This window comes from Aliivibrio friggae, from assembly GCF_057368515.1.
Genome location: NZ_CM170648.1, coordinates 1437327 through 1461463 on the forward strand (window position 1 = coordinate 1437327; position 24137 = coordinate 1461463).

Annotated in this window: 23 protein-coding genes; 17 read left to right on the plus strand and 6 right to left on the minus strand. The window is 38.3% G+C overall.

Translation table 11 applies throughout. From position 1 onward, the window contains the following. Positions 1-206 precede the first annotated feature (206 nt). The 6 genes from AC2INI_RS06610 to rmf all read left to right on the plus strand — a co-directional run bounded on the left by AC2INI_RS06610 (position 207) and on the right by rmf (position 7552). Entirely contained in the window at positions 207-746 is a 540-nt protein-coding gene (locus AC2INI_RS06610; protein ID WP_122034812.1) for a cell division protein ZapC, read from the plus strand. A gap of 497 nt (positions 747-1243) precedes the next feature. Beyond that, positions 1244-3361, plus strand: a complete 2118-nt coding sequence (rlmKL, locus tag AC2INI_RS06615) for a bifunctional 23S rRNA (guanine(2069)-N(7))-methyltransferase RlmK/23S rRNA (guanine(2445)-N(2))-methyltransferase RlmL (protein WP_486305657.1) — start codon at positions 1244-1246, stop codon at positions 3359-3361. 6 nt (positions 3362-3367) lie between these two features. After that, entirely contained in the window at positions 3368-3610 is a 243-nt protein-coding gene (locus tag AC2INI_RS06620; RefSeq protein WP_065591114.1) for a glutaredoxin family protein, read from the plus strand. Further along, entirely contained in the window at positions 3591-5504 is a 1914-nt protein-coding gene (locus AC2INI_RS06625; RefSeq protein WP_486305658.1) for an ABC transporter ATP-binding protein, read from the plus strand. Before AC2INI_RS06620 ends, AC2INI_RS06625 begins: the two co-directional genes overlap by 20 nt. Positions 5505-5512: 8 nt before the next feature. Then, on the plus strand, positions 5513-7177 hold the full coding sequence (locus tag AC2INI_RS06630; protein ID WP_122034804.1) for a DUF3466 family protein: 1665 nt from the start codon (positions 5513-5515) through the stop codon (positions 7175-7177). Positions 7178-7378: 201 nt separating this feature from the next. Then, positions 7379-7552, plus strand: a complete 174-nt coding sequence (rmf, locus tag AC2INI_RS06635; RefSeq protein ID WP_446703898.1) for a ribosome modulation factor — start codon at positions 7379-7381, stop codon at positions 7550-7552. A 191-nt stretch (positions 7553-7743) separates the two neighbouring features. Here the strand turns inward: rmf and fabA are convergent, their stop codons facing one another. Continuing rightward, complete coding sequence (fabA, locus tag AC2INI_RS06640) at positions 7744-8262, minus strand: bifunctional 3-hydroxydecanoyl-ACP dehydratase/trans-2-decenoyl-ACP isomerase (protein WP_122034802.1); 519 nt, start codon at positions 8260-8262, stop codon at positions 7744-7746. Between the two features lie 65 nt (positions 8263-8327). After that, on the minus strand, positions 8328-9995 hold the full coding sequence (locus tag AC2INI_RS06645; protein ID WP_486305659.1) for an AAA family ATPase: 1668 nt from the start codon (positions 9993-9995) through the stop codon (positions 8328-8330). A gap of 180 nt (positions 9996-10175) precedes the next feature. Between AC2INI_RS06645 and matP the strand changes: the two genes are divergently transcribed. Continuing rightward, positions 10176-10622, plus strand: a complete 447-nt coding sequence (gene matP / locus AC2INI_RS06650; RefSeq protein ID WP_122034797.1) for a macrodomain Ter protein MatP — start codon at positions 10176-10178, stop codon at positions 10620-10622. Positions 10623-10691: 69 nt separating this feature from the next. On the opposite strand, the gene AC2INI_RS06655 is transcribed toward matP, so the two are convergent. After that, positions 10692-11246, minus strand: coding sequence for a YceB family lipoprotein (locus tag AC2INI_RS06655; protein ID WP_486305660.1), 555 nt, complete (start codon positions 11244-11246; stop codon positions 10692-10694). 672 nt (positions 11247-11918) lie between these two features. After that, positions 11919-12374: a hypothetical protein gene (locus tag AC2INI_RS06660; protein ID WP_486305661.1), complete on the minus strand. Its 456-nt coding sequence runs from the start codon at positions 12372-12374 to the stop codon at positions 11919-11921. Between the two features lie 268 nt (positions 12375-12642). On the opposite strand from AC2INI_RS06660, the gene ccoN reads away from it, so the two are divergent. From ccoN to ttcA, 10 genes are all read left to right on the plus strand, one after another. Then, the gene (gene ccoN / locus AC2INI_RS06665; protein ID WP_045102080.1) at positions 12643-14073 is read left to right on the plus strand and encodes a cytochrome-c oxidase, cbb3-type subunit I; all 1431 of its coding nucleotides are present in this window, start codon (positions 12643-12645) and stop codon (positions 14071-14073) included. A 12-nt stretch (positions 14074-14085) separates the two neighbouring features. After that, positions 14086-14697 carry a cytochrome-c oxidase, cbb3-type subunit II gene (ccoO, locus tag AC2INI_RS06670; RefSeq protein WP_122034790.1) on the plus strand — a complete coding sequence of 204 codons (612 nt, stop codon included), beginning with the start codon at positions 14086-14088 and terminating at the stop codon, positions 14695-14697. A 10-nt stretch (positions 14698-14707) separates the two neighbouring features. Next, positions 14708-14890, plus strand: a complete 183-nt coding sequence (locus tag AC2INI_RS06675; RefSeq protein ID WP_122034787.1) for a cbb3-type cytochrome oxidase subunit 3 — start codon at positions 14708-14710, stop codon at positions 14888-14890. Further along, positions 14887-15858: a cytochrome-c oxidase, cbb3-type subunit III gene (gene ccoP, locus AC2INI_RS06680; RefSeq protein ID WP_486305662.1), complete on the plus strand. Its 972-nt coding sequence runs from the start codon at positions 14887-14889 to the stop codon at positions 15856-15858. The genes AC2INI_RS06675 and ccoP overlap by 4 nt, the downstream gene beginning before the upstream one ends. Before the next feature lie 101 nt (positions 15859-15959). After that, on the plus strand, positions 15960-16439 hold the full coding sequence (locus tag AC2INI_RS06685) for a FixH family protein (RefSeq protein WP_122034783.1): 480 nt from the start codon (positions 15960-15962) through the stop codon (positions 16437-16439). Between the two features lie 18 nt (positions 16440-16457). Continuing rightward, positions 16458-18836 carry a heavy metal translocating P-type ATPase gene (locus AC2INI_RS06690; RefSeq protein WP_486305663.1) on the plus strand — a complete coding sequence of 793 codons (2379 nt, stop codon included), beginning with the start codon at positions 16458-16460 and terminating at the stop codon, positions 18834-18836. Then, positions 18829-19662 (plus strand): cbb3-type cytochrome oxidase assembly protein CcoS, encoded by an 834-nt coding sequence (ccoS, locus tag AC2INI_RS06695; protein WP_486317277.1) that lies wholly within the window; start codon positions 18829-18831, stop codon positions 19660-19662. Before AC2INI_RS06690 ends, ccoS begins: the two co-directional genes overlap by 8 nt. Before the next feature lie 95 nt (positions 19663-19757). Continuing rightward, on the plus strand, positions 19758-20510 hold the full coding sequence (fnr, locus tag AC2INI_RS06700; protein ID WP_060990993.1) for a fumarate/nitrate reduction transcriptional regulator Fnr: 753 nt from the start codon (positions 19758-19760) through the stop codon (positions 20508-20510). A 149-nt stretch (positions 20511-20659) separates the two neighbouring features. Further along, complete coding sequence (uspE, locus tag AC2INI_RS06705; protein ID WP_486305664.1) at positions 20660-21607, plus strand: universal stress protein UspE; 948 nt, start codon at positions 20660-20662, stop codon at positions 21605-21607. Between the two features lie 129 nt (positions 21608-21736). Beyond that, entirely contained in the window at positions 21737-22660 is a 924-nt protein-coding gene (gene ttcA / locus AC2INI_RS06710; RefSeq protein ID WP_486305665.1) for a tRNA 2-thiocytidine(32) synthetase TtcA, read from the plus strand. 93 nt (positions 22661-22753) lie between these two features. On the opposite strand, the gene AC2INI_RS06715 is transcribed toward ttcA, so the two are convergent. Both AC2INI_RS06715 and AC2INI_RS06720 read right to left on the minus strand, forming a co-directional pair. Beyond that, positions 22754-23401 (minus strand): DUF2987 domain-containing protein, encoded by a 648-nt coding sequence (locus tag AC2INI_RS06715; RefSeq protein WP_486305666.1) that lies wholly within the window; start codon positions 23399-23401, stop codon positions 22754-22756. Position 23402: 1 nt separating this feature from the next. Beyond that, positions 23403-24137 (minus strand): glucosaminidase domain-containing protein, encoded by a 735-nt coding sequence (locus tag AC2INI_RS06720; protein ID WP_122034771.1) that lies wholly within the window; start codon positions 24135-24137, stop codon positions 23403-23405.

The window sequence follows — 24137 nt, forward strand, 5'->3', positions numbered from 1 at the left end:
AGTAGCGAAAGTTGCTTACAGACTGTTCGATTGGAAGGGGGAATGTGAATTTCCCCTTTTTTTATTCCTAAGCTCTTGTAAAATTAGAAGTTAATTGCATCAGTATATTTTTGACTGAAAATAAACACACTTTTTCAGCATAATTTGCAGTAATTGATGATTGGCTTACGAAGGGACTCTTCCCATTTTTCAAGAGAGAAACCATAATGCTTAAACCCAGTGATACATGGAATTGGTATTACGATAATAAAGCACAATCTCTAATGCTCGATTTGGGTATGGATATGGTCTTTCGTGTGAACTTACCTTGTAAAGTTCTTATCGATGGTGCTTTTGAGCAATGCAAATTCTCTGTCGATGATGCCTCTGCCTATCAAATGTTCGTAGAATACATTTCATTTCTTCCGCTATCGGAACCTCGCAAAGTGGAGCTTGCCCTTAACTGTGTTGCAGCAAAGCGCTTTCATAAACCTATGTTACCTAAAAGTTGGTTCTTTGAGCCACAAGGTGAGGGATATTGCCCTGAAGAAGGGGAAGTGGTCTCTCTTAAAAATGATTTAGGTGAAGGACATTTCATTATTGTTGAGAACTACGAATGTGCCAGTATGTGTATGTTGGTAGATATGGACTCGTTTGCACTTAACCCAACCAAATACATGGCATTTTGTGAACCTATTAAAGTGATGCACGATCGCATGGCTAAGATGCAAGTGGTTAACTCTGCTTACTATGCATTAGTAGGGTAGTAAGCCTTTCTTTTCTATTTTAGCCTCTCTTTAGTTTTACTCTTCATTCAAGCAAACGCCTTATCTCACCTTTAAAGTGCTATTCAAACCTCCCAAAAGAAGTAATTCTCGCTTTTAGCTTACCTATTTAGCGTTAATTTTCCCGTATTACTATCTCTTATAAATGAGATCTAGCCCCAATATTCCGCATATTTATTTTTAATATCCCATTGATAAAATCATCTGAAATATAAATAAATTCCTTATTTACGCCTATTTGTAATTAAATAACCTATGTAAAAACTAAGTGGTATAGTCCAGTTTATGTATCTTTTTGTTGTCTGTGTTTGTTTCCATTTAGAAACGCAGTAAAAAAGGGTTAGCATGATTAATTGTTAACTGTATGTTTTCTAAGATATTAGTTGGGTGGTGAGCTTTGTGTTTATCTACAATCTAATTGTCCTCTTTCAACTAGATTCATGTATAATGCGAGGTAATTTAATAACCAAAAGAATCTCATGAAAAAATACTTAGCCATCACTTCTAAAGGCCTTGAAAACCTACTCGCTGACGAACTTATTGCACTTGGTGTTACAGACCCAAAATTGGTTTATGCAGGGGTAATGTTTGAAGCTCCAACAGACGTTGTTTATCGTTGTTGCTTATGGAGTCGTATCGCGTCACGTTTTATTCAAGTTCTGTCTGAGTTTGATGTTCGTGATGATATGGATTTATACCTAGGTGCTTCTGCAATCAATTGGCCTAATTATTTCAGTGCTGATAAAACATTGGTGGTGGACTTTAACGGTACTAACCGTGAGATTCGAAACAGCCAATACGGCGCATTAAAAGTAAAAGATGCGATTGTTGACCGTTTTACAAAAGCTGACTTAGAGCGTCCAAACATTGATAAAGCTGAGCCTGATTTGCGTGTACATATGCGTTTGTCTGGTGAGAAAGGGATTCTTGGCTTTGACTTAATTGGTTCAGGTTTACATCAACGTGGCTACCGTACTGAAGCAGGTCGTGCACCACTACGTGAAACATTAGCTGCAGCCTTAGTACTTCGTAGTACTTGGGATGAGAGCAAACCATTATTAGATCCAATGTGTGGTTCAGGTACGTTACTGATTGAAGCGGCACTAATGGCTTGTGAAATGGCACCTGGTGTTAAGCGTGAGAAATGGTGTTTTGAAGCACTGAATGATTTTGATGAAGAGCTATGGACTGAAATTCGCTCAGAAGCTCGTGTTAAGAGTCGTCGTGGCGTTAAGAAAGTAGATACTCATTTCTACGGATTTGATCGTGATTACCGTGTTATTCAAACCGCTCGTGAAAATGCCCGTCGTGCTGGCGTTGAAGATTTAATTACGTTTGATGTTGGTGATGCAACTAAGATTGAGCGTCCAGAAGCATTTGAAAATGGCGTAGTGATTTGTAACCCACCATATGGTGAGCGTTTAAGTACTGAGCCTGCATTGATTGCGTTGTACAGTGAGTTTGGCCGCCAACTTAAAGAACAGTTTGGTGGTTGTACTGCATCAATCTATTCAAGTAATGATGATTTATTAGCATGTATACGTATGCGTGCTGATAAGCAATTTAAACTGAACAATGGTGCATTACCGTGTGTTCAGAAAAACTACTCAATTACTGAATCTGCTGAACGTAAAGAAGCCGCTAACGTTGAAGTTGCTCCTGAATTCATGAACCGTCTTAAAAAGAACCTAGGTAAGATTGGTAAGTGGGCTCGTAAAGAGAAACTAGATTGTTACCGTCTTTATGATGCAGATTTACCAGATTACAATGCTGCGATTGATGTATATAAAGATTACATCATCATTCAAGAATACGCGGCACCAAAAACAATTTCTGAAGATAAAACACGTCGTCGTTTAACAGATATGATCCGAGCAACGGTTCTGGTTACCGGCGTAGAAACAAATAACGTGATTTTGAAAGTTCGTCAAAAGCAATCAGGTAAAAATCAATATCAAAAACTGGCTGAGAAATCTCGCTCTTTTGATGTTGATGAGTACGGCGTAAAACTGATCGTTAACCTACAAGATTACCTAGATACAGGCTTATTCTTAGATCATAAGTTAACTCGTAAAATGATTGGTGAAATGGCAGCAGGTAAAGATTTCTTAAACCTATTTGCTTACACCGGTTCAGCAACCGTTCATGCGGCTTGTGGTGGTGCAAAATCTACCATGACAATTGATATGTCTCGTACCTACCTAGAGTGGGCACAGAAGAACATGAATACCAATGATCAAACGGGTACTCAGCATCAGTTCTTACAAGCAGACTGTCTACAATGGCTACAACAAGCAGAAGGCGAGTTTGATTTAATCTTTATCGATCCACCTACGTTTTCTAACTCTAAGCGTATGGAACAGACGTTTGATGTTCAACGTGATCACATCATGTTACTTGAGAACCTAAAACGTATGCTACGTGAGAACGGAACGATCGTATTCTCAAACAATAAACGTAACTTCAAAATGGATGACGAAGCACTACAGAAAGCAGGCCTTAAAGCTAAGAATATTTCTAAGCAAACATTGCCGCTTGATTTTGCTCGTAACAAACACATTCATAACTGTTGGATTATTACTCACAAGGAAGACTAGAGACGAATGATTACTCTCTATAGCACGGAAGGCTGCCATCTTTGCGAGCAAGCATTTGACTTGCTTGTGGAGGTGGGTGTAGATATCGAAAAAGTAGACACGGTAGACATAGCGTTCAACGATGAGCTTTTCTCTCGTTACGGTGTCACAATACCTGTGGTGGCCAATGGCTTATCTGAGCTGAATTGGCCATTCAATATATCGCAATTAAAGAATTGGTTAGAAGACAATGGCATTACTTACAATTAATAACGGTCAATTAGCGTTTGGTGATCATCCGCTATTAGACAAATCTGATTTCGCTTTACAAGAAAATGAGCGTGTGTGTTTAGTTGGCCGTAACGGTGCAGGTAAATCAACGCTAATGAAAGTAATTGCTGGTGACATCATTATGGATGACGGCAAACTTCAAATTAATCAAGATGTGGTGGTTTCTCGTCTAGAACAAGATCCACCGCGTAATGAGAGCGGTACTGTATTTGATTATGTATCAGAAGGTTTAGCAGAGGCGGGTAAATACTTAAAAGAGTATCACCGTCTTCTTGATTTACTAGAAACTGATCCAAGTGAATCAAACATTAATAAGCTATCTCGTGCTCAAGAAAAAATTGATCACCTTAATGCATGGCATTTTGATATGCGTATTCAATCAGTTCTTGAATCATTGAAACTGGATGGTCATACGCTACTAACTGATTTATCTGGTGGTTGGCAACGTAAAGCGGCATTAGCTCGTGCTTTGGTTTCTGATCCTGATGTATTACTTCTTGATGAACCAACCAACCACTTAGACGTAACGACGATTGAATGGCTTGAAACTTTCTTAAAAGATTTTAAAGGTTCAATTATCTTTATCTCGCATGACCGTGCGTTTATTCAATCAATGGCGACACGTATTGTAGATTTAGACCGTGGTAACTTATCGTCTTACCCTGGTAACTATGAAGAATACTTACTAGCAAAAGAAGAAGCACTACGTGTAGAAGCTGATCAAAACGCACAGTTTGATAAAGTTCTTGCTCAAGAAGAAGCATGGATCCGTGAAGGTATTAAAGCACGTCGTACTCGTAATGAAGGTCGTGTTCGTGCATTAAAACAATTACGTCGTGAGCGTTCAGAGCGTCGTGAAGTAATGGGTAAAGCCAATATCCAAGTGGATGAGTCAAATCGTTCAGGTAAAATTGTATTTGAAGCTGAAAACCTTCATTACTCAATTGATGGCAAAAACATTGTTAAGAACTTCAGCTTCAATGTTATGCGTGGCGACCGTATTGCCCTAATTGGTGCGAATGGTTGTGGTAAGAGTACGTTACTTAAACTGATGCTTGACCAACTGCAACCTGATTCAGGTAAATTGCATTGTGGTACGAAATTGGAAGTGGCTTACTTTGACCAATATCGTGAAGCATTAGATCCTGAAAAAACGGTTATTGATAACCTAGCAGATGGTAAACAGGAAGTAACTGTTGGTGGCCGTGAGCGTCATGCATTAAGTTATTTACAAGATTTCTTATTCTCGCCAAAACGTGCTCGCCAGCCTGTTAAAGCATTGTCTGGTGGTGAGAAAAACCGTCTATTACTTGCGCGTTTGTTCCTTCGTCCAAACAATTTATTGATTCTTGATGAACCAACCAATGATTTAGATATCGAAACATTGGAACTTTTAGAAGAATTACTTGCCAACTATCAGGGTACATTATTATTAGTAAGTCACGATCGTCAGTTCGTTGATAACACAGTAATGACCAGTTGGATCTTTGAAGGTGAGGGCCAGATCGAAGAATTCGTAGGTGGCTATCACGATGCACAGCGTCAACGTGCTAATGTACAGGCGACTCGTGATGCAATGGCTCCAACAGTAAAAGTAAAAGCGGAACCAGTTGCTGCTACAACTCAAAAAGTAGAGCAGGTGGCTAAGCCAAAGAAATTATCATATAAGTTACAGCGTGAGCTTGAACAGTTACCTGAAACATTAGAAAAATTAGAAAATGAAATTACTGAACTTCAAGAGAAAGTGAACAGCGCGACTTTCTTCCAACAAGACCCTAAAAAGACTGATGAAGTCTTAGGACGTTTAGCAGAAGCTGAGCAAGAGTTGGAAGTGGCATTCGAGCGTTGGGAAGAACTTGAAGCTCTACAATAGGAAGTTAAATGAGTAGTAAATTACAATTAACCACATTAGCTGTTTTGGTGTCCGCTGCGCTTCCTGCGCAAGCGGCGCTTTATAAAGTGGTGGAAGTAACTCCAGCAGGTGTAACTGGATCTGAGTATTATGGAACAGCAATTCAGCCTTCAGCTGTAGGTGTGAACTGTTTTGATTCAGGAGCTTTACCTACTACACCAGCTACATGTGAAGATTATAAACTAGCTGGTGAAACTCGAAACTGGGCAGAGGGCGTTTCTTATCGCGAAGAAGTCGCTTTTGCTATAGATAATTCTTTTGATTATATTGAAGATGGCTATGATGGCTTTGAAGACTATTGCTTCTTTCAATTAGGTTATACTACTTGCGAGTCTTGGGCTTCGAATCAATGGAATGGTTGGAAAAGAGAATTAAATGGAGGCTCTACACCTCCAAACAATTCTTCTGCATTCATTGAAAACTCACCTATTAATAGCTCTAAAGTAAATGTAGTTATTAATAGTTTAGTGTCAGACACTGAAGCTATAGGTAATTACAATTCATCGACGACTCGAAACCAAGCATTTAATTCCGTTGAATTAGCTAATGGAACTGGCCAACAATCTAGAGCATGGGCTAAGAAAAAGTCATATACAGTAGGCAGCATTTCATCTAGTAGTAATTACTTAAATAATTTTTCTAAAGCAGCTATATGGGATGGGAGTAATGCTCCAATTGAATTAGATTGGAAAAACACCTCAGATAACGGTAGTGGAAATGATGTTTATGCTCAAGGTAGTGCTCGTGATTTAATTATCGATGCTAATGATTCAGATCGCATGTATATCGTTGGATATAATAGTACTGCAGATGGCGATTCACGTTTAATGCAAGCAACTATATTTAAACAAAAAATAGTTGCTAATGGTATCAGTGCTAACAACTGGGATTCCAATACTGTTGTAAATGCTCAAGCTGAGATTGGTGGTGATTTTATTCACTCTAACTCTGTTGTCACAAATATAAATGAAAACTTAGTTGCGGTTGGTCAAGCAAAGCGTTCGGGCAATTACCCTGAAAATGGTGCTGTCGCAAATCGTTTATTTGTTATTCCTAATGCGGCATCCCCAAGTGCTAGTTTCTTTTCTGGTGGGATCTTCTTTAATGGCGCTGGTGGACAAATGGGTGGAATTAACAATTTTAATGAGATTGTTGGTCGTATCGATATAGAAAATAACCGTGAATACGATGGTAAACAGCGTCGTCAACGTGCGTTTATTTACCCATATAACGGCAATGGAACAGATGTAGACAGAGCTAAGATCTTTAACAACAAAGCTTGGATAATTGATGACTTAACCAATGATGGTAAAGTCTCTGGAACAACGGATAACAACAACCAATTTCGTATCTACGATGCAACTGACATCAATGATGCCGGTGTTATCTCTGCTACGGCACTTAAATGTGTCGGCGGTTATGATTCTGTAGCGAGTGATTCTTATTGTGGTAACGGAAGTACAGCTGAAAAGATTGTTGCAGTTAAGTTAGTTCCAATTTCAGATCCTACACAACGTAGTATTCAGGCTCGTCCATTTGAGAACAGTACTATCGAACGTCAAGGTGGTTCACTTGGCTTTGGCGCTATAACATTGCTTGGTTTATTTGGTTTAATGCGAAAGCGAATTAAATAAAAGCAATTAATAAGACTAAGCCCGAAGTCACAAATTGAGACTTCGGGCTTTTTTTATACTTGAAAAAAGGCTCAAATTGTCCGATTCTTAATATTGTCATCATGAAATGTTCGTGATGAACCCTAACGGAATAAAAGGGTATCAGTAGTAAAGTAGTATATTTATTGAAGCATTATGCCTTCCATCTATGAGGACTGAACTATGAAGAGACAAAAGCGTGACCGTTTAGAGCGAGCACAATCACAAGGCTACAAAGCTGGTTTAAATGGCCGTTCATCAGAGAACTGCCCATATCAAACAATGGATGCTCGTTCATGTTGGCTAGGGGGCTGGCGGGACGCAAGAGATGACAAACATTCCGGTTTGTTTAAATAACTAAACATTAAATAGAATTCTAAATTAAAGCCTCTTTATGGGGCTTTAATTTTATCTAGAGCAAAGAAATGGGACAACAAAAGCAGCTCATAGATGAATATAAATATGCGCATAATGCACTATAACTTAATTGATCTATATAAAAATAAAGCCAGCACAAGGCTAGCTTTATCAATCAATAAATTCTTTAATTAGAACTTTGATGTATCTTGGAAAAGACCCACTTTAAGATCTTTAGCAACGTAGATTTCTTTACCATCAACTAGAACGCGACCATCTGCTAGGCCCATTACTAATTTACGGTTGATAACACGTTTAAAATCAATTTCATACGTTACTTTTTTAGCAGTAGGTAGAACTTGACCTGTAAACTTAACTTCACCCACACCTAAAGCACGACCTTTACCTTCGCCGCCAATCCAGCCAAGGAAGAAACCAACAAGTTGCCACATTGCATCAAGGCCAAGACAACCAGGCATTACTGGGTCACCAGGGAAATGACAATCGAAGAACCAAAGGTCTGGAGTAATATCTAGCTCAGCGATAACTTTACCTTTACCAAATAGACCTTCTGTTTCAGACATAAGAGGGATGCGATCCATCATTAACATGTTTGGTGCAGGTAGTTGTGGTCCGTTTGCGCCAAATAATTCGCCACGGCTTGATGCTAGTAAATCTTCACGATTGTATGAACTAGGTTTATTTTGCATTAAAGTATTACTCCTAAATAAGTTGCTGAGATTCTAGCTAACACTTGTACGCTTATCAAGTCTGATCAGCGCTGGTTAAACCAGTTCTTAATACGACAGAATAAAGCGGAACACTGATTCGGATTATGTTCAACATCTTCAATATGTTGAGCAATTAAAGAGAAAATCGATTCGTGTTCTTCAGATTGTAATGGCAACCCTGTTAATAATTCCACAGCTTGTTCAACATGACTAACAAGATGAATAGTAAACTGTTTTTCGTTAACGGCTTGAATTACCTCATCGGAAAGTACAAGATTAATTCCATTTGTTTCTGGGATAATAACACCTTGCTCACCAGTTAACCCGCGTTTTTCACACAGCTGGAAGAAGGCTTCAATCTTTTCATTTACACCGCCAATAGGTTGAATCATACCAAACTGATCGACAGAACCAGTAATAGCTAAACTTTGATTAATTGGCTTTATTGCAAGGGCACTTAAAAATGCACAGAGCTCTGCTAAGCTTGCGCTGTCACCATCAACTTCACAGTAAGATTGCTCAAATACCATCGAGGCAGTAAAAGGCAGAGGTTCATGAGTTTTTAATTGGCTAAGTATATAAGCTTGCATTATCAACATACCCTTAGCATGAAGATCGCCACCTAACTCTACTTTGCGTTCTACATCTGATAACTCACCATCACCAGCATGTACGACACATGTAATTCGAGAAGGTTCACCATAAGAAATAGGGTGCCCAGGTACAGACACTACGGTTAACCCATTAATCTGACCGACTTGCTCACCTTGGGTCTCAATAAAAATATTTTGTTCTAAAATATCATCGAGAGCTCGTGATGGTAAATAGGATTCAATATTATACTTGGTTTTAAATGATTGGTTAAAATCATCAGCAGTAATATATTCTTTTGATAATGACGCTAAAGAGGCATGCGCTAAAATAGAGTTCAACCATAACAAGCATAAGTTAAGTCGAGTCTGGTCTTCACATTCTCTGGCACCAGCTTTGAGCAATGGTAATAAAGCAGACCCATTTTCTAGTGGTAAGTGTTTATGTTTAGTAGAGAGTGAGCTAATCAGTTTTACATAGTCAGTTACCGTGTCACTTTCCAGGGTGGTATCAAACTCATATTCTGCAAACATTGACATGCCAGCAAGTAAGTCGGGCTCTAATTGCTCGATTTCACCAAGTAGAGCGCGATCACTAACAATAATCAATTTCACATCAACTGTTAAGGTGTGTGTATCCGGCATTGGTGACTTTGAATCACTTGCTGAAATTGTTACAGGGTGACCTTGTAATAAACTTTTAAGTCTTGGCCAAAAGTGTGGATTTGCCAGCAGGAGACTTGGTGAAATAATTAGAAATCCACCATTGGTTTTTTGTAATAAGCCATGTTCAAGAACGTCACTTTTATTATGATAAACACCGAAAAGCTCTGCTTCAGTGGCACTTTCAATGACAACAACAGGAGCTGTTTCATCATTAGTTAAGCGATTTGATGTATTCAAGCATAACCAGTTCGCGATATATTCACGGTAGACGTGATTATCCAACGCATTGATTTGCAGTATATTAATGCCATTTATATGAGAGAAAACCTCTAAAGCTTGAGTCAATCTTGGCTGCAGAGAATAGGGTGATTGTGCGTCGATTGAGTGAGATTGATCCAAGGCATCTTGAATATGATCGTACTGAGGTTCGATTAGAAATGGCGTGTCTAACTGCATGCTTACTTATTAATAAAAAATAAAACTGATTATACATGACATAACTACACACGTCTGATTTTTCAGTAGTTACATTATCAATTAGATCTTAATCTCATTATCCGCGAAGAATGTTGCTGATAATGCAAACTAGAGTTACACTGTCACCCAAATTTATTCTCTTTAATATGAGTGCTTTATATGAAATACCAACAACTTGAAAATCTAGAAGCCGGTTGGAAATGGATGTATTTATTTAATAAGCATCGTATGGGGGAATCAATTACGTGTTATATCGATTCTAGTGAGCAACAACAACAGGTTAATGAGTTCTTAAAGTTAGAGCATGAGCCGGTTAAATCACTCGAATGGATTCAAAAACATATGAATCCTGATTTAGAGAACAAGCTAAAGCAGGCTATCAGAGCAAAAAGAAAGCGTCACTTTAATGCAGAGCAAGAGCATACGCGTAAGAAATCAATCGACTTAGATTATCGTGTGTGGGAAAAACTGTCTCTTAGAGCACAAGACTTAGATTCAACACTGTCAGATACGATTGAGTATTTATTAAGTGAGGCCTCAAGAACAGAAAAGGCGAGCCAAACGGTGTCATCACTTAAAGCCGATCTACATGAGCTGTTAAAGTAACAACTCATGTATTAGCAGTGTAAAATTAATTAAGCGCACCCTAGAGCACTATAACTAGAATACTTATTATTAATCAAATAACTCAATCACAAGCTTATTGTTTTTTATTACCAAATTAGGTTCAGCTGACTTTATAAGAAATTCCTTCAGTCTATCAGCATTTAACTTATATGCCGGTTCATTAGATAACGCATAACCAATGATGGAAACGGCTGGTTTTAATAATGACGTCAGTTCTGGCGATAGTTGTTTATTCTTATCTTCAAATTTCTCTAATCGTAGAGACTTCAAATAAATCTCTCCAGTTTCTTTATCGTATTCAGGTACAGCACTAAATTCCAAGGTGAGTGATAGGTTTTGTTTTAACTCATCCATCATTTGGATATCAGCAGTTGTGTTTGCGAAAACACTGATCCTATTAGTATCAATACGTCCAATTTGAACGTCAACGTTTTCTACATTAACTTGAGCATAGAGTAATCCTGGGATCCCAACAGACTTTTCAACATGAATTTCATCGGACAGATAATCCGTCATTTCTTTTTCTGTAATAGAATAACTAGCACAGCCAGAAAGCAGTAAACTGGAAAGTAACGCAAGGAGAGTCAGTTTATTATTTTTCATTTAAAACCTTAGGTAAACACTTGAGCACAAAGCAAAGTTGAAGCTGATTGTGACGAGGTAACAATCATATAATTAAGTTTAGTGTAACTGACTAAGCTAAGCAGATACAAATTCAAAAGAAAAAAATAACAGATAATTGACTAAAACTGATGGTTATCAGTAAATTACCTTCTATTATAACAATACACCCCAGTGCGCATTATGTATATTATGTTAAATAAGATTTAATGGTACTTGATATTCACATATTCCAGCTTCCCCATCACTATTGATTCTTTCAATAACAGCTAATTTAACCATAATCGTATTTACCATAAAATAGCTAATAATCACTAAATAATACTTCGTATTTATCTAATGATTATTAGCTTAGAACATGTATCTATTCTTAATACTTTTTACAATGCTAGTTACACTGTAACTAGCAAAATTAAAGGTAACAAACCAGTAAATACTCTCTAAGTTTAAATTAGAACTGTTGGTTCAATTACTTACTTTGTTACGTAGTAAACTTTAATCAAACCAGTCTGTTCGCGAATATTACGATACTAAATTTGATTAAAGCTACTATGTAGAAAAACTCTATATAACCTTCATTTTCATATGCTAATCCTATCTTTCTTTACGAGTGCCTAGTTTTTAACCATATACTTTTTAACGCTATGAAATTATTTACTTTATTGAGTTGAAACTAACATTTATAGTCTCGTCTCCATTCGATATGTTGATCATCCATTTCATCTCATTGTGTTTACATTTTGGTAAAAAAACAGAGTACTTATCTTCAGAGTTATCTGCATTTAAATGCAGAAATTTCAATTTTCCCATATTCATGTTGATACCTTCAGCCTCTAAAGACCACTCGGTATCAAGACCTGAAATTGAAAGATTCATTTCAGTGTTCTGCATAATTGGACGTTCTTTCACATCAATAACGACCTGATTACTATCTATATTAAAGGTACAGGCTTGTTCTGTAATGTTACAAGCCTCTGATTTAATAATCTTAACCTTGGTATCATTTGGATCGACATAGGTAATTGTTCTCCAAGTAAATGCACTGATCAGTACGATTAATAAGAAAATAAGTTGATATAAACGAGGACCTGTTAACTTTTCTATAGCCATAGTTGAAAAAACCTGTGTTATCTAGTTCAAAAAAAATGAAAAAATGTTGCTTAACCGTAAAATTACTATGGGCATCAACTATGATTCATTTTTGAAGTGCAGTATCATTGACGCCGAAAATGCCATTTTTGCATTAAAAAGGAATATTTCAAAATAAAAGGGTCACAAATCCAATTATTTGAAGTTGAATTTTGGGTGGCATTGCGAACAATTTGTTCGCACTATGGAAAGTAAAGTGTAGTTATAATAAAAGTGGAAGCATGCAATTATGAGCCAAGTACAGCAGCATGAACAAAACTACAACTATACCGTTGTTCGTCAGTTCTCTTTAGTTACCATACTATGGGGTATTGTTGGCATGGGTGTGGGTGTACTAATTGCCGCTCAATTAGTTTGGCCGCAACTTAATTTCGACACACCGTGGCTTACGTATAGCCGTCTGCGTCCTCTGCATACAAATGCAGTAATTTTCGCATTCGGTACAAGTGCCCTGTTCGCAACATCTTATTATGTTGTTCAGCGCACTTGTCAAACACGTTTGTTCGGTGGTCCATTAGTTGCGTTCACCTTCTGGGGTTGGCAAGCAATTATCTTAGCAGCAGCGATTACGTTGCCTCTAGGTATGACATCAGGTAAAGAATACGCAGAATTAGAGTGGCCGATTGATATCGCAATCACTTTAGTTTGGGTTGCGTATGCTATCGTTTTCTTTGGAACTTTGTTTAAACGTAAGACATCACATATCTACGTTGCAAACTGGTTCTTTGGAGCCTTCATTTTAACCGTTGCAGTTCTTCATATTGTGAATAGCCTTGCTGTTCCAGTATCGATGACAAAATCGTATTCGATTTATTCTGGTGCTGTTGATGCGATGGTTCAATGGTGGTACGGCCATAATGCAGTAGGCTTCCTACTGACAGCCGGCTTCCTTGGCATGATGTATTACTTTGTACCAAAACAAGCGGAACGTCCTGTATATTCTTACCGTTTATCTATTGTTCACTTCTGGGCATTAGTATCACTTTATATCTGGGCCGGTCCTCACCACTTACATTACACAGCTTTACCTGACTGGACTCAGTCACTAGGTATGGTTATGTCATTGGTCCTATTCGCACCATCTTGGGGCGGCATGATCAATGGTATAATGACGCTGTCTGGTGCTTGGCATAAACTTCGTTATGACCCTATTCTTCGATTCTTAATTGTTTCTCTGTCTTTCTATGGTATGTCTACCTTTGAAGGTCCGATGATGGCGATTAAATCTGTAAACGCCCTATCTCACTACACTGACTGGACTATCGGTCATGTGCATTCTGGTGCGTTAGGCTGGGTTGCAATGGTTTCAATTGGTTCTTTATATCACTTAATTCCTAAGCTATTTGGTCAAGAGCGTATGTACTCTGTATCACTAATCAATGTTCATTTCTGGTTAGCGACTATCGGTACGGTTCTTTACATCGTAGCAATGTGGATTTCAGGTGTTATGCAAGGTCTAATGTGGCGTGCAGTAAATGCGGATGGCACATTAACGTACAGCTTTGTGGAATCACTAGAAGCATCTTACCCATTCTACTTTGTTCGCTTCTTAGGCGGTCTAATCTTCTTATCAGGAATGTTCTTACTTGCGTACAACGCATACAAGACTATCTCTGCTCCGAAGAACAGCCTAAAAGCAATTCCACAGCCAGTGTTATAAGGAGACCATGTTATGAGTTCTAATCGTCATGAAATCATAGAAAAAAATGTGGGTCTTCTTGCCGTTTTAATCGTCGTTGCTATCAGTTTTGGTGCATTAGTTGAGATCACTCCTCTAATTTTCCAAAAACAAACGACTGAGCCGGTAGAAAACTTACGAGTTTACACTCCACTAGAAATGGAAGGTCGTGATATTTACATCCGTGAAGGTTGTAACGTTTGTCATAGCCAAATGATCCGTCCATTCCGTGCAGAAACGGAACGTTACGGTCATTACTCTGTTGCTGGTGAAAGCGTTTGGGAACATCCATTCTTATGGGGTTCTAAACGTACAGGTCCAGACCTAGCTCGTGTTGGTGATCGTTATTCTGATGAATGGCATCGTGTTCACCTAATCAACCCTCGTGATGTGGTTCCTGAATCCAACATGCCAGGCTTCCCTTGGTTGGAAGAAAACGTGTTAGATGGTGAATTAACATCGCAAAAAATTGCTATTTTCCGTAACAACTTTGGTGTTCCATACACTGAAGAAGACGTAAAAAATGCGGCTGATGCGGTTAAAGGCAAGACTGAGATGGATGCGATTATCGCTTATCTTCAATCTCTTGGTCATGCAATGAAGTAAGGAGGTCCACATGGACGCTGGAACTATTCATGCAATTTGGACTGTCATTCTGTTCTGCAGCATGATAGGTATTATTTTCTGGGCTTACAGTAAAAAACAGACAGCTCGTTTCGATGAAGCGGCTAACTTGGTTTTTGCTGATGAACAAGAAGATACTTCAAGCCAAAACAAGACAGGAGTTGATAAACAATGAGTACTTTTTGGAGTCTCTGGATAAGTATCATTAGTATTGGTACATTAATTGGTTGTGGCCTACTTCTTCGTTTCTGCTTGAAAAATACGACAGGAGTTGAAGAAGGTGAAGATATGGGTCATGAATACGATGGTATTCGTGAACTCAATAATCCACTGCCAAAATGGTGGACTTACATGTTCTGGGCTACCATCGTCTTTGCGGTTGTTTACTTAATTCTTTATCCTGGATTAGGTAACTTTAAAGGCATTTTAGGTTGGACAAGTTCAGACCAAACCGTTCGTACTGTAGAAGAATCACGCGCATCGATTGAGCGTTCTCATAAAGAGAAAACACTTGATCAATTTGCTCGTGAATTAGATGACGCAAATACGAATTTTGGCGAAACTTTTTCAAAGCTTGCATATAAGCCAGGAACCTCTGAGTTCCGAGCTATTACTGATATTGCAAATGACGAAGAAGCATTAAAAGTAGGTCAACGTTTATTCCTACAAAACTGTTCTCAATGTCATAGCTCTGATGCAAGAGGCATGAAAGGCTTCCCTAACCTAACCGATAATGCATGGTTATATGGTGGTGAGCCTCAAGCAATCAAAACAACTATTATGAATGGTCGTATTGGGAACATGCCAGCTTGGGGAGATGCTTTAGGTGCTGATGGTGTTAAAGAAGTAGTAAGTTATACTCTTAGCCTATCTGGTCGTAAAGTAAACGTTAAAGAAGCCGCTGCAGGTAAACAACGATTTATCGTTTGTGCTGCTTGTCATGGTACAGATGGTAAAGGTAACCCTGCTCTGGGTGCACCAGATCTAACTGACAATGATTGGTTATTTGGCGATTCTCGTGCCGATGTTACTGAAACAGTAGCTAATGGCCGTCAAGGTGTAATGCCAGCTTGGAAAGACATATTAGGTGAAGAGAAGATTCAACTTCTTTCTGCATATGTCTGGAGCTTAAGTAACAAATAATAAAAATAATAGCCCCTGCATGTACAGGGGCTTTTTTCCTTTTTATATTGAATCTCTAATATAAAATCATAATAACTAGATCTTTAATAGGAATCATTACTATGTCTCAACCTTGGTATAAGCAGTTCTGGCCTTGGTTTCTCATCATCCTTCCTGGTACCGTTGTCGTTGCATGTATATCAACTTACATTTTATTTGTAGAGCATGATGTCGATCTGGTCGCAGAAGACTATTACAAGAAAGGCAAAGCAATAAACGTCGATCTTTCAAAAATCAAAGTTGCTCAAGAACTTTCAATTTTTGCTAAGGTTCGTAGTGTAGGTAATACAATTGAAATTGAAATTGATAAAGGCAAGTTAGAGCATAACCCTGCAATTAACGCTACTTTCACCCATAGAACGTTACCAAACCACGATTTCTCGCAATTATTAACATCAGATGCGAAAAATATTTATCGTATTAACCTAGATGAACCATTAGCAGGCCCTTGGTTTATTGAATTATTACCTCATGATAGTTCATGGATGATTCAAGGCCGCACAAACTTTCCAACTGAAGATTTTTTCCCCTTAGGTAAATAGATAAGGTAAATAAACCATATGTCGAAGGATTGTTATCACTGCAGTGAGCCTGTACCTTCAGGCTCTAGTTTTCAAATCGATATTTTAGGTGAAACCCGTGATATGTGTTGCCCAGGCTGTGAATCAGTAGCGCAAACTATCGTTGAAAATGGCCTATCTTCTTATTATCAATATCGTACGGCCCCTGCCGATAAAGCAGATTTAGTCCCAGAACAACTAAAAGCCCTAGCTCATTATGATCATAATGAGATTCAAAAAGAGTTCATACGTACGAATAACAACTTCAAAGAAGTGACACTGTCACTCGATGGCGTTTCTTGTGCTGCATGTGCTTGGTTAATCGAAAAGCAACTTACTAATGCACAAGGTATTCATCAAATAAAAGTGAACACCTCTACACATCGAGCATTGCTGAGTTGGAACCCAGAAGAAACTAAATTAAGTACCCTTCTTACTCTTATTCATCAACTGGGATATAAAGCAGCTCCATTTGAAGCAGACAAACAAGAAGAAGAATATCACCGTTCAATGAAGCAATACTTATATCGTTTAGGTGTTGCAGGTTTAGCTACGATGCAAGTCATGATGCTTGCCGTTGCTTTATATCTTGAAGTCTTTGGTGATCTTGATGCCGAGTTTAGAAATTACCTACGCTATGTTAGTTTAGTTTTTGCAACGCCGGTTATGCTCTACTCTGCACTGCCATTTTATATGAATGCATGGCGCAGTTTAAAAGCCAGAACCCTAGGAATGGATGTTCCCGTATCAATTGCTATGTTATTTGCTTATTTCGCAAGTGTCGTAGCAACCGTTACTGAATCTGGCGAAGTTTTCTTTGAATCTGTCGCCATGTTTACCTTCTTTTTATTGCTCGGTCGATTCCTTGAAATGCGCGCACGTCGAAAAGCAGCTGCAATTACAGGAAACCTGTTAAAGCTTATTCCAGTAATGGCAACATTAACATCAGGTAAGAAAGTGCCTGCTCGAACACTTGATGTAGATGATACGGTAATTGTTCCTCCTGGAGAGCATCTCCCTGCTGATGGTATTGTTATTTCAGGGTACAGTGCAATTGATGAGTCTATGTTTACTGGTGAATCAATGCCGGTAGCAAAAAAAGAAGCCGATCCAGTTTATGCTGGCACCATCAATGGCGATGGTAACTTAACAATAAAAGTAACCAAAACTAAAGCCGATTCTTTGATATCAAACATTGTAAAACTTCAAGATGAAGCGCAAATGTCTAAACCTAAAGTTGCTGAAATTGCAGATCTGGTCGCTCGTTATTTTGTGGCTGGTATTCTAATCATCTCTGCATTTACTTGGTTTTACTGGCACGAAACAAAACCAGACGATGCTTTTTGGATCATGCTTTCAGTTCTTGTGGCTACTTGTCCTTGTGCGTTATCACTAGCAACACCGACAGCCATTACTTGTTCAACTTCTCGTTTAGCACAGCTTGGTTTAATGCTTCGTCGTGGCCATGTTTTAGAAACACTGTGTAAAGTTAACCGTTTAGTTATTGATAAAACAGGCACGTTAACCGAAGGGAATATTAGATTAACCCAAGTTCATTCCTTTACTGATATGTCAGAAGACACAACAAAAATGATAGCAGCTGAAATGGAATCTTTTGCTAATCACCCTATTGCTCGTGCTTTCTCACAATACAGAGACTCAACTCAAACTCACTTTGATAGCGTTGAAAATATCATTGGATCTGGTTTACAAGGGTTTATTGGCAATGATGAATGGAAAATTGGTCATAAAGCTTTTGCCGCGAAAGATTGTGAATTAGAAAACCATCAAGATTATCAAGTATGGTTGTCTAAAAATGGACAAGCAGTTGCCGCTTTTGTATTGGATGATCCTATTCGCCAAGAAAGCCAAGCCTTAATTCAATCATTACACCACTTAGGTATTAAAGTAACCATGCTCACTGGAGACAGCAGCTCTTCTGTGGAAAAAGTAGCTAAAGCTTTAGATATCGATGAAGTTATTTCCGGTGCAACTCCGCAAGGTAAACTGGATTATTTAAAATCGTTACCAAAACAAGAAGTGAGTTTAATGGTTGGTGATGGCATTAATGATGCCCCGACCCTCGCTGGCGCGCATCTATCAATAGCAATGGGCTCAGGAACCGATGTAGCAAAAGCTTCCGCAGATATGATCCTTCTTGGTGATAATCTTTCTCGACTTATTGAAGCGCGAGAACTTGCGATGAAAACACGAAAAATCATCCGTGAAAACTTAGCGTGGGCTTTAGGCTATAATGCCATTATATTACCGTTAGCGGTGATGGGCTTAGTTGCTCCTTATATTGCAGTTGTAGGAATGTCTGGTAGCTCTATTATTGTTGTTTCTAATTCTCTTAGGTTATTAAAAGAAAATGGCTAGTTTATATTTATTAATCCCAATCGCTATTATGTTGGTATGTGTCGCTGTTGCTGTTTTCATTTGGGCAGTAAAAAGTGACCAATTTGAAGATCTTGACCGTCAAGGAACAGAAATCTTATTTGATGAAGAAACACCAATAAAAAGAAAAAAGATGAACATTGATTTTATCGGTGCGTTTGTTGTTGGATTAATGGGAGCCGGCCATTGCATTGGAATGTGCGGTGGTATTTCTGCTGTAATTTCAATGAATTCAGTAAAAACTGGCTACCCTCGCTGGCTATTTATTCTTCTATATAATGTTGGAAGAATTGTATCGTATACTATCTTTGGGTTTATCATTGGTGGGTTGTTCGTCTCTATAGCCTCAACATCAGAAAGTTATAGTGCATTAGTTTACTTGCGTATCTTTGCCGGTTTACTAATGTGTCTACTTGCTCTTTATATTGCTAATTGGTGGAAAGGCCTTGTTTATATAGAAGTGATTGGTAAGAAACTTTGGCAATATATATCACCTCTTACTAAGCCGTTGCTTCCTTTAAAATCCCCATTTCATGCTATCCCTTTTGGATTTCTCTGGGGATGGTTACCATGTGGATTAGTTTATTCAACCTTAAGCTGGGCGGCGGTTTCAGGTAGCGCTCTCAACGGTTCTTTAGTCATGCTAGCGTTTGGACTTGGTACATTACCAGCCATGTTTTTAGTGGGTATTGGTGCACACACCTTTCATACACTAATAAATCATAAACTAACCAAAAACATAAGTGCTACTTTATTGCTCATCTATGGCATTCATACCGTTTATATTGCGTTACAACAATTAATTTAATTACAAATTTTTGCATACTTTTGTTTTTATGCTACCACTTTGGTACTGGTTAGTGCTAAAATTGACATATATCAATTATAAGAGCATTGAATCAGATGATGTCAGATAACTCAGCAAACAAACGAATCCAATCAGGCGGATGTGCTATTCACTGTCAAGATTGCAGTATCAGTCAATTATGTATTCCATTTACTTTGAATGAATCAGAATTGGATCAACTTGACGAAATTATTGAGCGTAAGAAGCCAATTCAAAAAGGCCAAGAGTTATTTAAAGCCGGTGATGAGTTACGTTCATTGTATGCGATTCGTTCAGGTACGATCAAAAGCTATACTATCACTGAGCAAGGTGACGAGCAGATTACTGCTTTCCATTTAGCTGGTGACCTTGTTGGGTTTGATGCTATTACTGATGCTGAACACCCAAGCTTTGCTCAAGCGCTAGAAACTTCAATGGTTTGTGAAATCCCATACGAAATTCTTGATGATTTATCAGGAAAAATGCCAAAGCTACGTCAACAAATCATGCGTTTAATGAGTAATGAAATTAAAGGCGATCAAGAAATGATTTTGTTACTGTCTAAGAAAAATGCTGAAGAACGTTTGGCTGCTTTCTTATACAACCTATCGACTCGTTTCCACCAACGTGGTTTTTCTCCAAGAGAGTTTCGTTTAACTATGACTCGTGGTGATATTGGTAACTACCTTGGTTTAACCGTTGAAACTATTAGCCGTTTACTTGGTCGTTTCCAAAAAACAGAGATGCTAACGGTTAAAGGCAAATACATTACGATCAATGATCATGATGCATTGGCTGAGCTTGCTGGCTCTGCTAAAGAAATCAAATAAGCCATCTTAATTAAACAATTAAAAGTGAGGTATATCTCTTGATGTACCTCACTTTTTTGTATTCTAAGCCAACAAACCTCCGACTAAACTGCTAAAGTAAATGTATCAGAACAGTTTTATGTATTTGGTTTTTACCAAGGGAGGTTAGTATGAACCGCTACCGTAAAATACTCGTTGCTGGGATCATTGAACAAAGTGAACAACCTGCTCTCGAGCGTGCATTAGAGATAGCTAAACGTAGCACCAAGCCATCTCAGATTACCCTATTCTGCACAACCTATGATTTCTCCTATGAAATGACATCAATGCTTTCTGCCGATGAAAGAACGGCAATGAGAAATGGTGTTGTTGCACAAAAAACCAAACTATTTGACGATATTGTTGAAAGCTATGATATTCCTGAGCACACCACTATTACGGTAAAAATGGTGTGGCACAATCGACCATATGAAGCGATCATCAATGAAATTTTCGATGGTGGTTATCAACTATTGGTTAAATCAACTCGCGAACATGCAAAATTAGAAACAGTCTTCTTTACTCCGACTGATTGGCATTTATTGCGTAAATCCCCTATTCCTGTTCTTTTAGTAAAAGAAAGATCTTGGCCTGATAATGGAAACATTCTTGCTTCTGTACATGTCGGCTCTGAAAACCCTGCACACCTACAGCTTAATGATAAAATGGTTGAAGAAGCGATTTACTTTGCTGACGTACTAAATTCAACACCACATTTAGTTAACGCCTATCCATCAACGCCGCCTTCTATACATGCGGAGCTTCCTGAATTTGATGTAGTCCAATATAAAGACGCGATACGTGGACACCATTTAACTCAGATGAAAGCTCTTCGTCAAAAGCATGGTCTACCAGAAGAGCAAACTCATGTTTATGAAGGTCAAACAGAAGAAGTAATTTCCGAAGTTGAAGATGAATTGCACGCGGGACTTGTTATTCTAGGGACAACAGGACGAGCTGGTTTATCAGCCATCTTTATTGGCAATACGGCTGAAAATACACTTAATTTATTAAACAGTGATATCTTAGCGCTAAAACCTGATGGCTACATAAGTCCATTAGACCCTAACCACATCTAATCAAATTGAGGGCTATTTATTAGCCCTCAACTTTCCTTCTTAAAATAATCTTTGTTGAAACTCGCATATTGACCTTGATTGGGTATAATACCCGCCTTATCGGTTCCATCATTAGGTTAGAGTAAATAAATGAGCGAATTAACCAAAGCGCAGCAATTCAATTTCAATAAACTTCAAAAGAAAATCCGTCGTAATACAGGTAATGCAATCGCTGATTACAATATGATTGAAGATGGCGACCGCATCATGGTTTGTCTATCTGGTGGTAAAGACAGCTTTACCATGCTTGATATTCTTATGGGCTTAAAGAAAAGTGCGCCTATCTCATTTGATCTAATCGCAGTGAACCTTGATCAAAAGCAACCAGGCTTTCCTTCGGAAATTTTACCAGAGTACCTAGAAAAATTAGGTGTTGAATACAAGATCGTAGAAGAAGATACCTACTCGATTGTTCAAGATAAACTGGTTGAAGGTAAAACGACTTGTTCTTTATGCTCACGTTTACGTCGTGGTATTTTATATCGTACAGCGAAAGAGCTAGGCGCAACTAAAATTGCACTTGGTCACCACCGCGATGATATTTTAGAAACGATGTTCTTAAACATGTTCTATGGCGGCAAGCTAAAAGGTATGCCACCAAAGTTAGTTTCTGATAATGGTGAGCACGTTGTTATCCGTCCGCTTGCTTACTGTCGTGAAAAAGACATTATCAAATACGCTGACATGGCTGACTACCCTATTATTCCTTGTAACCTTTGTGGTTCACAACCAAATATGCAACGTCAAAATATCAAGCAAATGCTAAATACTTGGGATACACAATTCCCAGGACGTATTGAATCTATGTTTACAGCGATGCAAAACGTAGTTCCAAGCCACCTTGCAGATTTTAACATGTTTGATTTTAAGAGCATTAACCGTGACTCAGGGATCATTAATGGTGGTGATATCGGTTTTGATAAAGAAGAAATGCCAGTTCAAACTATTGATAATGACGATGCTGTTACCGAGTTTGACCCATCTCTTCAACTAGATGTCGTTAACGTTCAGTAGTCTTGTTAATATAAACTACAAACAATAAAAATGGCGCTACTTAATAATAAGTAGCGCCATTTTTTATACATTTAAGAACCTAAAAGCTTGGTATTATTTCACAAGCCATGGGGTTACTTTCAATGCTGTTGCTGGTAACTCAAAAGAAACATTCTCATTAAACTTTCTAAGATCAATCGTCGCTTTTGCATTTTCAACAGGAATAACCGTACCATCAGAGACTTTTATTGACGACGTTACATTGTCACTAAAAACAAAGCGAACCCCTTCAACATCTGGCATGAAATATTTAGAGAACATACCACCAATATCAGAAAGCATTGCATCCATTTCAGTCGTTAATAAAGCCAGTTCATTAAAGCTGACAGAACCAGATAACGCTTTATCTGCTAATACTTCCATCGAAATATCGCATTGCTTACCTTCTTTTGTTTGAATATAAACCAATGGATTGGCTGATTTTAGATTGTCATCAATTGGAAGAGGCAATTCCTGACTACTTGGGATTGTAAATTCCTCGTAATGCTCTTCTTTTTCCATCCATGCTTTTGTTATATGACACGCTTTACCAGTTTGTGAGTCATTAAAAAACAGTGCCATACGAACGTTATCATGACCTTCTTTCTGATTCACTTTTAACTGGTAATACAGTTTCGAATATGTAAAACGATACTGCTCAGCTTTAACTGGTAACGCCAAACACAACAGTGACAACGTTGTCGCACCAATCCATTTTTTCATCTTATCTCCAATACTGACTATTATGTCGGATCATCGCTTGGATCTCTTCAACGTAAGCTTCGCCACGCTCAGAGTAACGAATAAGTCCATTTGCTAATGCATTCGCTTCTTGTTCTGGTGTTAACGCTTCAGGGGAGCTATGTAGCTTCGCTCGAATAATACGAAGTTCTGCATACGCATTATTACGATTTACATTCATAAAGTACGCATGAACTGCGCCTTGAGATGAATCAAACTTAGCGACTTCATGAGCAGCACCTTCATTACGCTTACTTGGTACTACACCACAACCTTTAGTGTAACACCATTGACCAAAGTAGTTATTGGCTTCACGAGCAAAACGAGAAGTCCCCCACGCTGATTCATTCGCACCTTGGCTTAATACAAGCGGTGCTGGAATATAGTCAACTTTAACAAGCATTGCATTGACCCAATCAGCTGTAATACCAGAATCAGTCAACGTCTCTTTATATAACGTTGATAACTCAGTTGCTCGTTCTAGCTCTTTAGAAGAAACGTCAGTGTCATTATCTAGTTTCATCACTAATGACTCTAAGAATTCACGTTCTTCTTTTACTCGGGCATTTTCAGCAATAACAGCTGGGTACATAAAGTTAAAGAAAGCCGCTTTTTTCTCTTTTACATCAGTAAAAGCTTTAAAATCAGGCACGTCTTCTTTTGGCGTACATGCAGCAATCATTAGTACTGTTGATAATATCAGAATTTTTTTAATCAT